Here is a 12656-nt window from a genome sequence, read left to right as displayed (position 1 = left end):
GCCAGTACGGGGAGGTGGCAGGCAAGTGGATCAGCTGACGCAGCACGATCCGCGGCGGATCGGGCCGTTCGAGGTGCTGGGCCGGCTGGGTGCCGGCGGCATGGGGCTGGTCTATCTCGCGCGCTCGGCGTCCGGCCGGCGCGTGGCGATCAAGACGGTGCGCACCGAGCTGGCCGAGGACCAGCTCTTCCGGGTCCGCTTCACCCGCGAGGTGGAGGCGGCCCGCGCGGTCTCCGGCTTCTACACGGCGGCCGTGGTCGACGCCGACCCGCGCGCCGCCGTGCCGTGGCTCGCGACCGCGTACGTCCCCGCGCCCTCCCTCGAGGAGATAGTGAACGACTGCGGGCCGCTCCCGGCCCAGGCCGTGCGCTGGCTCGCGGCGGGAGTGGCGGAAGCCCTGCAGTCCATCCACGGCGCCGGGCTGGTCCACCGCGACCTGAAGCCCTCCAACGTGCTCGTGGTCGAGGACGGCCCCCGGGTGATCGACTTCGGTATCGCCTCCGGCGTTTCGAACACCCGTCTGACCATGACGAACGTCGCCGTTGGCACCCCCGCCTACATGTCCCCCGAGCAGGCCAAGGACTCGCGCAGCGTCACCGGCGCCAGCGATGTCTTCTCCCTCGGTTCCATGCTGGTCTTCGCGGCCACCGGCCATCCGCCCTTCCACGGCGCCAATCCGGTCGAGACGGTCTTCATGCTGCTGCGCGAGGGTCCGGACCTCACCGGCCTGCCCGACGAGCTGCGTCCGCTCATCGAGGTCTGCATGCAGATGGAGGCCGCGGGCCGCCCCTCCCCGGCCGACCTCCAGGCCCAGCTGGCGCCGCACCTCTTCGGCTCCGGCTCCGACGACAGCGGCACCGCGTCCGCCTGGCTGCCCGAGAAGGCCGTCGCCCTCATCGAGTCCCGGCGCGGCGGGCGCCCTGCCGTCAAGCCCGCCCCCGTCACCGCCGGCGGCCCGCACAGCGGGGGCCGCCCGGCCATGCCCCCGCCGCCCTCGTACGACCCGCCCGCACCGCCCGTCCCCGCCCATGCCCCCGACGCCGGCCCGGTCCGGCTGGCCGGCGCCCAGGTGCCCATCGGCCCCGGACCGCGCGTCGCCGACGCCCGCGCCGCCGCCGTCAAGGCGCCCCCGCCGGAGGCCGGCCTGGTCGCCACCTGGTCCCGCCCGCGCCCCGGCCCGGCCGGCGCCGACCCCGCCGTACCCCCGGTGCCGGCGGTGCCCCCGGAGACGGCGAGCGGCTGGCGCCCCTGGCGGTTCCGGATGTCCAACGACGTCTGGGGCACCCCGGCGGTCTGCGGCGACCTGGTCTACGTCACCTCCTTCGAGGTGCACGCCCTGGACGTGGGCACCGGCCGCCGGCGTTTCAAGACGCGTGACGTCGCCTGGTCCATGGCGGTCGCGGACGGCCGTGTCCATGCCTCCGACGGCCCCACCCTGTTCGCCCTGGACGCCCGCGAGGGCACCGACCTGTGGCGGCTGTCGACGGACGCCTGGGTGTACTCGCTCAAGGCCGACCGCGGCACGGTCGTCACCGGCACCCGCGGCGGCGGTGTCCAGGCCTGGGAGGCTGCCAGCGGGCAGAAGCTGTGGGAGATCGGCGGCTGCCAGAGCGACTTCGAGTCCCCCGAGGCCGGACCGCTCGTCCACGACGGCACGGTGTACGTCTGGCAGGACGCCCGGCTGCGCGCCCTGGAGGCCCGCACCGGCGAGGAGCGCTGGTCGTACCCGGTCGGTGACGCGGCCTCCTGCGGCGGTGTGCCCGTCCGGCTCGCCCCGGCGTCCGACGGCTACGTCTACGTCTGTGCCGGCACCCGCGTCCTCGCCGTCGAGGCGGCGAGCGGGATGGTCCGCTGGCACTTCGAGTCACCCGCGGTCTTCCTCGGCCCGCCGACCTTCGCGCCCGGCCCGGCGGTCACGGGCGGCGGTGTCTACCTGGCGGACTACCTGGGCACCGTCTACGCCCTCGACGCCACCGACGGCCGTGACCGCTGGCGCATCGCGACGGAGGCCCGTTCCTCGATCGAGCCGGTCCTGGTCGCCGCCGGCCATGTCCACGTCGGGAGCGGCAAGGCCCTGTACACCCTGGACGCGGTCACGGGCACGCCCAAGTGGCGCTTCCAGGCGGGCGGTGACGTCGTGGGTGCGCCCGTGGTGGCCGAGGGCCGCATCCACTTCGGCTCCACCGACCACCTGCTCTACACCCTCAAGGCCGACGACGGCCGGCTGCGCTGGAAGCTGGCGACGGGCGGCGAGATCACCGGTTCCCCGGTGGTCGAGGACGGTGTGGTGTACGCGTGCAGCAAGGACCGCTGCGTGTACGCGCTGGACGCGGAGAAGGGCACGGGCACGGCGCGGACGGCTTGACGGAGGGGTGCGTGACGGCCGTCGTACCGGTTGTCACGGAAAGGGGCTCCAGACGGCGGCCGTCCCAGGGCTGACGCTACCCCCGGCGGACGACGGCCGCCACGCGGTGCGCAGCGGCGCCGGTACCGTCCTGCGAGACGCCACGACGAAGCTCATCGGCTGCGCGACGAAGACGAAGCCGTACGCGACGGTCGAGGTCGCCAACCCGAACACCCGCAAGGGCAGTTTCAGCGTCGACGTCTCCTTCCGGGACCGCACCGATGCCGAGGTCGACCACGGTTTCGCCGATGTCGCCGTGCCGGCGAAGGGCAGGGCGAGGCTCAGGGTGGAGACCGGCTCGGGCAACGGGGACCTGGCCGACCACTGCCGGGTCGGCCCGGACGCGCCCCCGCAGTGACCGGCGGGCTCAGCGCACCCGGAACTCCCCGCGCCGCCCGGCGAACAGTTCCGCCTGCCGTGCGGGGGGCAGGTTGCCGAGGGCGATGAGGTGCGGGGCCTGGGCGAACGCCTGGGCCAGCGCCGCCTCCCGCGCGGCCCACAGGGCCCGCACGGTCCCCTGCACGCCCTGCGCCGGATACCCGGCGATCACGGTCGCACACCGTACGGCGGCGGCCAACGCCCCGCCCTCCTCGGTGACTTCGCCGACCAGCCCGGTCTCCAGGGCCCGCCGGGCACAGATCCGCTCGGCGGTGCCCATGAGCATCATCCGCGCCACCTCCCCGTACGGCATCCGCGCGGCCATCAGCATGGACTCGTAGGCGCTGACCATGCCGTAGGAGGTGTGCGGGTCGAAGAAGACGGCGCTGGGGTCGGCGACGACGAAGTCGCTCTCCCCGAGCAGGTAGAAGGCGCCTCCGCAGGCCATCCCGCGCACGGCGGCCACCACCGGCTTCCACAGGTCGTTCGCCTTCGGCCCGATCGCGAGCAGCGGATCGTCCTGCATGTACGGCGACGACGGCTGCGGCACGACGACGTCCCGGTCGATCCCGGTACAGAACGCCCGCTCCCCCGCACCGGTGAGGACGACGGCCCGCACGGCATCGTCAATACGCAACTCCCGCCAGACGGCCCGGAGTTCACCCACCATCTCCAGGTCGATCGCGTTGAGCCGCTCGGGCCGGTCCAGCGTGACGACGGCCACCCCGCTGTCCTTGTCGGTCCCGACCCGGACGGTGCTCACGCGAGCACCCACTGCGGCAGCCCGTCCGCGAAGACGACGTGCACCCGGGCGCCGATCCGGATCCGTTGCGTGTCGAGGGAGTTGAGGGCCGCACCGGCGTGGTCGACCACATTGCCCACGAGCCGGATCCGCGGGGCGTCCTCCAGCTCCACGACGACGACGTTGTACGGCGCCTGCTGCGCGTAGTCGGGAAGGAGCGGCGGATGCGGAACGACGTACGACCAGATCCGTCCCCGCCCCGACACCGCCCGCCACCGGCTCGCGAACGACTGGCAGTGCGCGCAGCAGGGGCGGGGCGGGAAGCGGGGTTCGCCGCAGTCGGCGCAGGCCTGGACGCGCAGTTCGCCCTGGGCCGCGTACTCCCAGAAGGGGGCGCCGTCGCCGTCCGTGACAGGGGTCAGCATGCTGGGCTCAACTCCTCAGTTCCTCAAGAGCAGGGCGGAGGTGGGAACCCCTTCGCCGGCGGTGACCAGGCAGGTGGCGGCGCCGGGGACCTGGGCGGTACTGCTGCCGCGCAGCTGCTTCACTCCTTCGTTGACGAGGTTGAAGCCGTGTACGTAGGCCTCGGAGAGCCCGCCGCCGGAGGTGTTGAGCGGCAGCCGCCCGCCGATCTCCAGGGCACCGCCCTCGGTGAACGCGCCCCCCTCGCCCCGCCCGCAGAAGCCGTACCCCTCCAGCGAGAGCGGCACGAGGGCGGTGAAGGCGTCGTAGACCTGCGCCACGTCCACGTCGTCGGGCGTGAAGTCGGCGTGCTTCCACAGATGCCGGGCGGCGGTCCAGGCGGGCCCGGTGAGCGGGTCGTCGTTCCAGTAGTTGACCATGCCGTGGTGTTGCGCGGGCAGCCCCTGGGCGGCGGAGTGCACATAGACGGGGGCGTGCCGGCAGTCCCGGGCGCGCTCCCTGCCGACGATCACGCAGGCGAGGGCGCCGTCCGTCTCCAGGCAGTTGTCGAAGAGGCAGAGCGGCTCGCTGATCCACCGGGAGGTCATGTACATCTCGCGGGTCAGCGGCCGTTCGTACATGACGGCGGCCGGGTTCTGGTTGGCCCGGTTGCGGCAGGCGAGGGCGACGTTGAACAGGTGATCCCGGGTGGCGCCGTACTCGTGCATGTACCGCCGGGTGAGCATGGCGATCTCGTCGGCGGGCCGCAGCAGTCCGAAGGGCCGGGTCCACTGGGCGGGTGTGGGCAGCTGGACGGTGGTGTTGGTCCAGGGCCGGGGCCCGCTGCCCCGTTTCCGGGACCGCCAGGCGACGCCGACGGAGGCCTGTCCGCAGGCGATGGCGGCGGCGAGGTGGCCGACGGTGGCACAGGAGCCGCCCCCGCCGTACCCCACCTTGCTGAAGAAGGTCAGATCCCCGAACCCGACGGCCTTGGCCAGCTCGACCTCGTCGGTCTCCTCCATGGTGTACGAGGCGAGGGCGTCGACCTCGCCGGGCGCGATCCCCGCGTCCTCGAGCGCGGCGAGCACGGCCCGGCAGGCGAGCGTCTTCTCGTCCTGCGGAAGGTGCTTGGCGAACGCGCTCTGCCCGATCCCGACGATGGCGGTGGCGTCCTTCAGCCCGGCAACTGCCATGGCGACCCCCTCTTGTCATCCTGACAGTGCGTCAGATTACAGCTAATCTGACGGTCAGTCAGCTGTGTGTGTTCGAGGAGTTCGGAGAGTTCGGGGAGGGGCGTCGTGGGCGAGTGGAACACCATCCCGGAGCTGGTGCGGTGGTCGGCCGAGAGGTACGCGGACGCGGAGGCCGTGGTCGAGGGGCGCACCAGGATCACGTACGCCGAACTGGGCGCCCGCATCGAGCGGGCGGCGGCGGCCTGCCTGGCGAGCGGGGTGCGGGCCGGTGACCGGGTGGCGGTCTGGGCCCCCAACTCCCTGGACTGGATCGTCTCGGCCCTGGGCGCGGTGACGGCGGGTGCGGTCCTGGTGCCGCTCAACACCCGCTTCAAGGGCACGGAGGCGGCGGACGTCCTGCGCCGCAGCGGGGCGCGGCTGCTGTTCGTGACGGGCACGTTCCTGGGCACGTCGTACGTGGCCTCCCTGCGCAGGGCGGCGGGCGAGGGCGCACCGGCGGACGGCGCCCGGGGCCCGCTGCCCGGCCTGCCGGGGCTGGCGGAGGTGGTGGTCCTGTCGGACGACGCGCCGTCGGACTTCCGCGCCTGGAAGGACTTCCTGGCGGCGGGGGAGGCGGTGTGCGCCACCGAAGTCCGCGCTCGGTCGGACCAGTTGGCCGGAACGGACGTGTCGGACATCATCTACACGTCGGGGACGACCGGCCGCCCCAAGGGCGCGATGATCACGCACGAGCAGACGCTGCGGGCGTACGAGATCTGGTCGGACCTGGCAGGCCTGCGGCCGACGGACCGCTACTTGATCGTCAACCCCTTCTTCCACACCTTCGGCTACAAGGCCGGGGTGATCGCCTGCCTGATGCGCGGCGCGGCGATGATCCCGCAGCCGGTGTTCAACGTGGAGACGGCGCTCGCGAACATCGCGGCGGAGCGGGTGTCGGTGCTGCCGGGTCCGCCGACCCTGCACCAGCAGCTCCTGGACCACCCGGCCCGCGACAGTCACGACCTGTCGGCGCTGCGCCTGGTGGTGACGGGGGCGGCGGTCGTGCCGCTGCGCCTGGTGGAACGCCTGCGCGGGGAACTGGGCGTGGAGACGGTCCTCACGGCGTACGGCCTGTCGGAGGCGAGCGGGGTCGTCACGATGTGCCGGCGCGCGGATGCCCCGTCGGTCATCGCGTCCACCTCCGGCCGGGCGATCCCGGGGACGGAGGTGAGGGTGCAGGATGCGACGGGCACCTTGTTGCCGCCGGGTGTGCCGGGCGAGGTACTGGTCCGCGGCTTCCACGTCATGCGCGGCTACTACGACGACCCCAGGGCCACCTCCGAGGCGGTCTCGGCGGACGGCTGGCTGCGCACGGGCGACGTGGGCGTCCTGGACGAGGCGGGCAACCTGCGCATCACGGACCGCATCAAGGACATGTTCATCGTCGGCGGCTTCAACGCCTACCCGGCGGAGATAGAGCAGCTGCTGGGCCTCCACCCGGACGTCCGCGAAGTGGCCGTGATCGGCGTCCCGGACCCCCGCCTGGGCGAGGTCGGCAGGGCCTTCGTGGTCCGCAGACCGGGTTCGGTACTGACGGAGGACGACCTGATCGCCTGGTCCCGCCGCGAGATGGCGAACTACAAGGTGCCGAGGACGGTGGAGTTCGTGCGGGAGCTGCCGCGCAATGCCGGCGGGAAGGTGGTGAAAGGGGTGTTGCGGGCCGGGTGACCGGCCGCCGTGGCCGCGACGGCGGCACCGGACACACCACGGCCGCGACGGCTCCCCCTCGGCGCCGTCGCGGCCGGTTCCCCCGTGTGCGAAGGGTCAGGACTTGGTCGGCGTGAAGGGCTCCGACGTGGCGTGCAGGTCCATGGTCTCGACGGGCTCGTCGGTGGCGTGCAGGTCCTGGGGCGACGCCTTCGCGTCCGTGGCGTGCAGGTCGTCGGGCTTCACCGCCGCGTCCTTCGTGCCGGTGGCGTGCAGGTCCTGAGGCTTGACCTCGTCACTCATGTGCGTCAACTCTCCTTGAGACGGTGCGAGTAGCTGGATCGGCTGATCCGTCCGGTCACTCCCCCGGGCGTGACCGGACGGATCAGCCGGGCCGCTCACCCTAGTTCGTCAGTGCGAGGGCCTCTCCAGTGACCCGCCTGCCCCCCGACGCGGCGGATCGACTGCTTCGAGGATGACGCGGGGCGATAAACGAATGATGAACGTGCCGCCCAGGGTCAGGCCGCCTGGGCGGGGTGCAGCAGCGCGCGTACGTCCGCGGCTTCGGGCGAGCCCAACTCGTCGTAGACGCGCACGGCTTCCTGCCAGCAGACCTGGGCGCGGCCGTGCTGCCCGATGCCCGCCAGCGCACGACCCAGGACCGTCAGGACGTTGCCCCGACGCCACTCCCCGCCGATGCCGCGCAGCACGGTGAGCGCCATCTCGGCGTTGGCGGCCGCCTGCGCCGGGTGTCCGGCCACGAGATCCACCTCGGCCAGGCGGAACAGGCTCATGCCTTCCCACAGGCGCTGCCGGCTGTCGCGGAACACGCCGAGGGCTTCCTGGAGCCGGTCGGTCGCGGACCGCAGTTCGCCGCTCTGGGTGAGCGCGAGCCCCAGCGCGTAGCGGGCGTTGGCGCCGCGCATGGAGTTGCCCATGGCGTCGTAGATCTCGATGCCCTGCTGTGCGAGTGCGACGGCGCTCGTCGTGCGGCCGGTGGCCAGATGGATGCGCGAGAGGTTGCACAGGGCGCTGGCCTCGCCGGGGCGGTCGCCCAGGATGCGGAAGTGCTCGATGGCCTGTGAGAGGTGTTCCTCGCCGTCCTCGTGACGGTTCTGGTAGAGCGCGATGATGCCCCGGGCGTTGCGGGTCCAGCAGACGGGCGGCAGGTCGCCGGCCTCCTGCGCGAGGAGTGTCGCGCGCTCCGCCTCCTGGTCGGCCAGCTCGAACCGGCCGCCCACGTGGTGCACGTTGACCAGAGTCGTGAGGGCCCTGGCCTCGGCGCGTGCGAGCCCCATCGACCGGGCGGCGTCCAGCAGCGCGTTCGCCGTGGCCTCGTACTCCCTGGAGTTGGCCCCCGATTCCGACAGGTCGTGCGCTGCCCACAGCAGGTCGATGGCCCTGGCCAGGGTCGCGGGGCCGGCCGCGTTCTGGCGCACGCAGGCGAGCAGGCAGATCGCCTCCGCGTACAGCCAGTCCTGAGCCAGGTGCCGCTCCTCGAACCGCAGCCCCGGATACTCGGTCGGCTCCATGTGGTCGACGAGCCGGTCGCCCGGGCGCTCGATCGCGTACACCTGTGCCGCCGTGGCCAGGTAGAAGTCCAGCAGCCGCGACATCGCGGCCTCGCGCTCGCTCGGCGGCTGTTCGTCGCGTTCCGCGCATGCGCGCGCGTAGAGCCGGACCAGGTCGTGGAAGCGGTAGCGGCCGGGGGCGGCGGACTCCAGCAGGGACGTGTCCACCAGGGACTCCAGGAGGTCCTCCGTGTCCTCCGCCGCGAGGTCCAGGGCCGCCGCCGCCGCGGCCAGGGAGATGTCCGGGCCGTCGGCCAGGCCCAGCAGGCGAAACGCGCGGGCCTGGGCCGGTTCCAGCTGGCCGTAGCCCAGTTCGAAGGTCGCCTTCACCGCCAGGTCGCCGGCCTGCAACTCGTCCAGCCGCCGGCGCTCGTCCGCCAGCTTCGCCGCCAGGACCGAGACGGTCCAGGTGCGGCGGGCCGCCAGGCGGGAGGCCGCGATGCGGATCGCCAGCGGGAGGAAGCCGCAGGCAGCGACCACGTCCAGGGCCGGTTCGCGCTCCGCCGCCACCCGTTCCTCGCCGACTATCTTCGTGAACAGCGCCAGCGCCTCGTCGGGGGACATCACGTCCAGGTCCACCAGATGGGCCCCGGCCAGGTCGACCATGCGCACGCGGGACGTCACCAGCGCCGCGCAGCCCTCCGTTCCCGGCAGCAGCGGACGTACCTGGGCCGCGTCCTTGGCGTTGTCCAGCAGGACCAGCACCCGGCGGCCGTCCAGGACCGAGCGGTAGAGCGCGGCCCGCTCCTCCAACGAGTCGGGGACCGCCGAGTCCGCCGTACCCAGCGCGCGCAGGAAGGCGCCCAGCACCGTCTCCGGCTCGGCCGGGCGGGGGCCGGCCCCCTGGAGGTCCACGTACAGCTGGCCGTCGGGGAAGGCCGCACGGGCCCGGTGCGCCACGTGCACCGCGAGTGTCGTCTTGCCCACGCCGCCGATGCCCGCCAGCGCCGACACCGCCATCACCCGGCCCGCGGCGTCGGCGGACACCGACGCCGAGGACAGCACCTCGCTCAGCTCGGAGACGAAGCCGCTGCGGCCCGTGAAGTCGGGGACCGACGCCGGGAGCTGGGCCGGGCGGACGGCCGTCACCGGAGGTTCCGTCGCGGGCGAGGACGGTTCCGCCAGCGCCGGGTCCGCGCGGAGGATGCGCTGCTGCAGCTCCCGCAGGCCCGGGCGGGGGTCCACCCCCAGCTCCTCGGCCAGCAGGCGGCGGGTGTCGGCGTAGACCGCGAGGGCCTCCGCCTGCCGCCCGCTGCGGTACAGGGCGAGCATCAGCAGCTCGCGCAGCCGCTCCCGCAGGGGGTGCGCGGCCGTCAGTGCCGTCAGCTCCGAGACCGCCTCCGCGTGGCAGCCCTGCTCCAGGTCCATGTCCAGGCGGGACTCCAGCAGCCCGAGGCGCCACTCCTCCAGGCGGACCCGCTGGGTCTCGGCGTACGGCCCGGGGACGCCCGCCAGGGGCTCGCCGTCCCAGTGGCCGAGGGCCTCGTTCAGCAGATCGCGGGCCCGGTAGAGGTCGCCCGTGCCCCGGGCCTTCTCCGCCTGTGCCGCCCGTTCCTGGGCCTCGGCCAGGTCCAGGGCGCCCTCGCCGAGCCCGCGGATCGCATAGCCGCCGGACTCGCTGACCAGCACGCCGGGGTCCAGGATCTTGCGCAGGCGCGACGCGTACGTGCGCAGGGCCGCCAGGGCCTGCGACGGGGGCTCGGGGCCCCAGAGGGCGTCGATGAGTTCCGCCGCCGTCGCCGTCCGGCCCTCGCGCAGCAGCAGGGCGGCCAGCAGCGCACGCTGCTGTGGGGAGCCCGTGCCGATCTGCTCCGCGCCGCGCCAGGCCCGCACCGGACCGAGCACGCCGAACCGCAGCGCCTCCTGCTCCGTGACGGTCACGGAGCCGGGACGCCGCTGCTCAGGCACTCGCGGCCCACCGTCCATGCGTTCGTCCCCCTCGGCATCACGAACAACCCCGTCAGTTTGCCTTGTTCCGGGCGGTTGCGTCAGCCGTGGGAGACGCCGATCACAGACCGGCACGTCCGAGCACACAAGGCCCTCACACGGTCTTCGCACCCGGAGGCCGGACACCACTGCGCCACGACTAGCTGACGGACCGTCAGATCGGCGCTACCGTGAGGCTCATGGAGACACCACAGTTCCCGCTGATCATCTCCGTCGACGACCACACCGTGGAGCCCGCCACCGTCTGGCAGGAGCGGCTGCCGAAGAAGTACCTGGACACCGGGCCCCGGATCGTGCGCGCCCCGCTGAAGGAGATGACCTTCCTCGGCGGACGTTTCAGGCCCGTCATGGGTGAGCCCGGCAGTACCGACGGGCCTCTGGGCGACTGGTGGGCCTACGAGGACCTGCGCCGGCCGCTCACCCGGCTCGACACCGCCGTCGGGGTCGACCGCGACGAGGTGAAGCTCGAGGTCATCACCTACGAACAGATGCGCGCCGGGTCGTACGACGTCCCCGCCCGGCTCGCCGACATGGACGTCAACCACGTCCGGTCCGCGCTCTGTTTCCCCACCTTCCCCCGCTTCTGCGGCCAGACCTTCACCGAGGCCCGCGACCGCGAGCTGGCGCTGCTGTGCGTGCGCGCCTACAACGACTGGATGGTGGAGGAGTGGTGCGGGCCCGAGGCGCACGGGCGCCTGATACCGCTCACGCTCATCCCCCTGTGGGACGCCCACCTGGCCGCCGAGGAGGTACGGCGCAACGCGGCACGCGGGGTGCGGGCCGTCGCCTTCTCCGAGATACCCCCGCACCTCGGCCTGCCGTCCGTCCACACCGACGACTGGGACCCGTTCCTCGCGGCCTGCGACGAGACCGGCACGGTCGTCGCCATGCACATCGGCTCCAGCAGCAGGATGCCCTCCACCTCCGCCGACGCCCCGCCCGCCGTCGGCTCCACCATCACCTTCGCCAACTGCTGCTTCTCGATGGTCGACTGGCTGATGAGCGGCAAGTTCGAACGCTTTTCGAACCTCAGGGTCATGTACGCGGAGGGGCAGATCGGCTGGATCCCGTACATCCTCGAGCGGGCCGACGTGGTCTGGGAGGAGAACCGGGGCTGGGGCGGGGTCGCCGGCAAGGTGCTCCGGCCGCCCTCGGAGCTGTTCGCCGAGCACGTCTACGGCTGCTTCTTCGACGACGCCTTCGGCCTGAGGAACCTCGACTCCATCGGCGTCGGCAACGTCCTGTACGAGACCGACTACCCGCACTCCGACTCGACCTGGCCCAAGTCCCGCGAGGTCGGTGAGGCGCAGATGGGGCATCTGCCGGCCGACGTGGTCGAGCGGATCGTGCGCGGCAACGCCATCGAGCTGCTGGGGCTGACGCAGGACGGGCTGTGGAGGGGGCCGAGGTGAGCCTCGCGTACGGCATCCAGCTGCCCGTCCAGTCGCAGAGCACCCTGTACGCCGAGCGCTGGGAGGACGCGGCCGGGCCGGCGGACCTGGTGGCCGTCGCGCGGGCCGCGGACCGGGCCGGGTTCGACTACCTCGCGGTCTGCGACCACGTGGCGGTGCCGCGCCGGCTCGCCCCGGCCATGAGCACGGTCTGGTACGACCCCGTCGCCACCCTCGCCCACCTCGCCGCCGTCACCGAGCGGGTGCGCCTGCTCAGCCATGTGGCCGTCGTGGGCCTGCGGCACCCGCTGATCACCGCCAAGCAGTACGCCACCGTGGACCACCTCTCCGGCGGGCGGCTGGTCCTCGGGGTGGGTGCGGGGCACGTACGGGAGGAGTTCGACGCGCTCGGCGCGGACTTCGAGCGGCGCGGGGCCGTTCTGGACGAGACGATCGACGCGCTGCGGGCCGCACTCGGCCCGGAGGAGTTCCCCGAGCACCACGGCAAGGTCTACGACTTCTCCGGCCTCGGCCAGCGGCCCCGGCCCGCCCAGCGGCGGGTCCCGCTCTGGGTCGGCGGCTCCTCGCCCCCCGCCGTACGCCGGGCCGCACTCAAGGGTGACGGGTGGCTGCCGCAGGGCGATCCGCGCGACCGGCTGCCCGCGCAGATCGCCCGCATCCGCCGCCTGCGCGCGGACCGGGGCGTGGCGGGGCCGTTCACCGTCGGGGCCATCACCGAGCCGCTGTACGTCGGGCGGGCCGGCTGGGAGGTCGGCCGGCGGACCCTCACCGGGGCGCCGGAGGAGATCGCCGCGTCGCTGCGGGCGTACGCGGCGATGGGCGTGGACCGGATCCAGGTGCGGTTCCGCAGCCGGGACCGCAGTGAACTCATCGACCAGATCGGCGCGTTCGCGGCCGAGGTCGCACCACGGCTGGACTGAG

At 73.2% G+C, this 12656-nt stretch carries 10 protein-coding genes; 5 read left to right on the top strand and 5 right to left on the bottom strand.

Annotation, left to right across the window (positions count from 1 at the left end; all coding sequences use genetic code 11):
• The first annotated feature begins 25 nt into the window (after positions 1–25).
• Positions 26–2365, top strand: a complete 2340-nt coding sequence (locus tag GQF42_RS20370) for a serine/threonine-protein kinase (RefSeq protein WP_158921933.1) — start codon at positions 26–28, stop codon at positions 2363–2365.
• Positions 2366–2372: 7 nt separating this feature from the next.
• Complete coding sequence (locus tag GQF42_RS20365) at positions 2373–2762, top strand: hypothetical protein (RefSeq protein WP_158921931.1); 390 nt, start codon at positions 2373–2375, stop codon at positions 2760–2762.
• A gap of 9 nt (positions 2763–2771) precedes the next feature.
• Here the strand turns inward: GQF42_RS20365 and GQF42_RS20360 are convergent, their stop codons facing one another.
• From GQF42_RS20360 to GQF42_RS20350, 3 genes are read right to left on the bottom strand one after another with little or no spacing between them, the layout of a single operon-like run.
• Entirely contained in the window at positions 2772–3545 is a 774-nt protein-coding gene (locus GQF42_RS20360; protein WP_233273399.1) for an enoyl-CoA hydratase/isomerase family protein, read from the bottom strand.
• Positions 3542–3949 (bottom strand): Zn-ribbon domain-containing OB-fold protein, encoded by a 408-nt coding sequence (locus GQF42_RS20355; protein ID WP_158921927.1) that lies wholly within the window; start codon positions 3947–3949, stop codon positions 3542–3544. Before GQF42_RS20355 ends, GQF42_RS20360 begins: the two co-directional genes overlap by 4 nt.
• Positions 3950–3964: 15 nt before the next feature.
• The gene (locus tag GQF42_RS20350) at positions 3965–5119 is read right to left on the bottom strand and encodes a lipid-transfer protein (protein ID WP_158921925.1); all 1155 of its coding nucleotides are present in this window, start codon (positions 5117–5119) and stop codon (positions 3965–3967) included.
• 105 nt (positions 5120–5224) lie between these two features.
• Between GQF42_RS20350 and GQF42_RS20345 the strand changes: the two genes are divergently transcribed.
• Positions 5225–6826 (top strand): FadD3 family acyl-CoA ligase, encoded by a 1602-nt coding sequence (locus GQF42_RS20345; protein ID WP_158921923.1) that lies wholly within the window; start codon positions 5225–5227, stop codon positions 6824–6826.
• 96 nt (positions 6827–6922) lie between these two features.
• Here the strand turns inward: GQF42_RS20345 and GQF42_RS20340 are convergent, their stop codons facing one another.
• Together GQF42_RS20340 and GQF42_RS20335 are read right to left on the bottom strand one after the other, a co-directional pair.
• Complete coding sequence (locus GQF42_RS20340; RefSeq protein WP_158921921.1) at positions 6923–7108, bottom strand: hypothetical protein; 186 nt, start codon at positions 7106–7108, stop codon at positions 6923–6925.
• Between the two features lie 215 nt (positions 7109–7323).
• Positions 7324–10302: an AfsR/SARP family transcriptional regulator gene (locus tag GQF42_RS20335; RefSeq protein ID WP_158921919.1), complete on the bottom strand. Its 2979-nt coding sequence runs from the start codon at positions 10300–10302 to the stop codon at positions 7324–7326.
• 200 nt (positions 10303–10502) lie between these two features.
• On the opposite strand from GQF42_RS20335, the gene GQF42_RS20330 reads away from it, so the two are divergent.
• Together GQF42_RS20330 and GQF42_RS20325 are read left to right on the top strand one after the other, a co-directional pair.
• Positions 10503–11735, top strand: a complete 1233-nt coding sequence (locus GQF42_RS20330; protein WP_158921917.1) for an amidohydrolase family protein — start codon at positions 10503–10505, stop codon at positions 11733–11735.
• Positions 11732–12655 carry an LLM class F420-dependent oxidoreductase gene (locus tag GQF42_RS20325; RefSeq protein ID WP_375990257.1) on the top strand — a complete coding sequence of 308 codons (924 nt, stop codon included), beginning with the start codon at positions 11732–11734 and terminating at the stop codon, positions 12653–12655. Before GQF42_RS20330 ends, GQF42_RS20325 begins: the two co-directional genes overlap by 4 nt.
• Position 12656: the final 1 nt, after the last annotated feature.

Source organism: Streptomyces broussonetiae, assembly GCF_009796285.1.
Taxonomy (GTDB): Bacteria; Actinomycetota; Actinomycetes; order Streptomycetales; family Streptomycetaceae; genus Streptomyces; species Streptomyces broussonetiae.
This window is presented reverse-complemented; position numbering and strand designations above follow the sequence as displayed.

Coding starts and splice junctions, on each gene's coding strand:
- GQF42_RS20355 (WP_158921927.1), bottom strand. CDS start 3,949: ATGCTGACCCCTGTCACGGACGGCGACGGCGCCCCCTTCTGGGAGTAC.
- GQF42_RS20350 (WP_158921925.1), bottom strand. CDS start 5,119: ATGGCAGTTGCCGGGCTGAAGGACGCCACCGCCATCGTCGGGATCGGG.
- GQF42_RS20340 (WP_158921921.1), bottom strand. CDS start 7,108: ATGAGTGACGAGGTCAAGCCTCAGGACCTGCACGCCACCGGCACGAAG.
- GQF42_RS20335 (WP_158921919.1), bottom strand. CDS start 10,302: ATGGACGGTGGGCCGCGAGTGCCTGAGCAGCGGCGTCCCGGCTCCGTG.
- GQF42_RS20330 (WP_158921917.1), top strand. CDS start 10,503: ATGGAGACACCACAGTTCCCGCTGATCATCTCCGTCGACGACCACACC.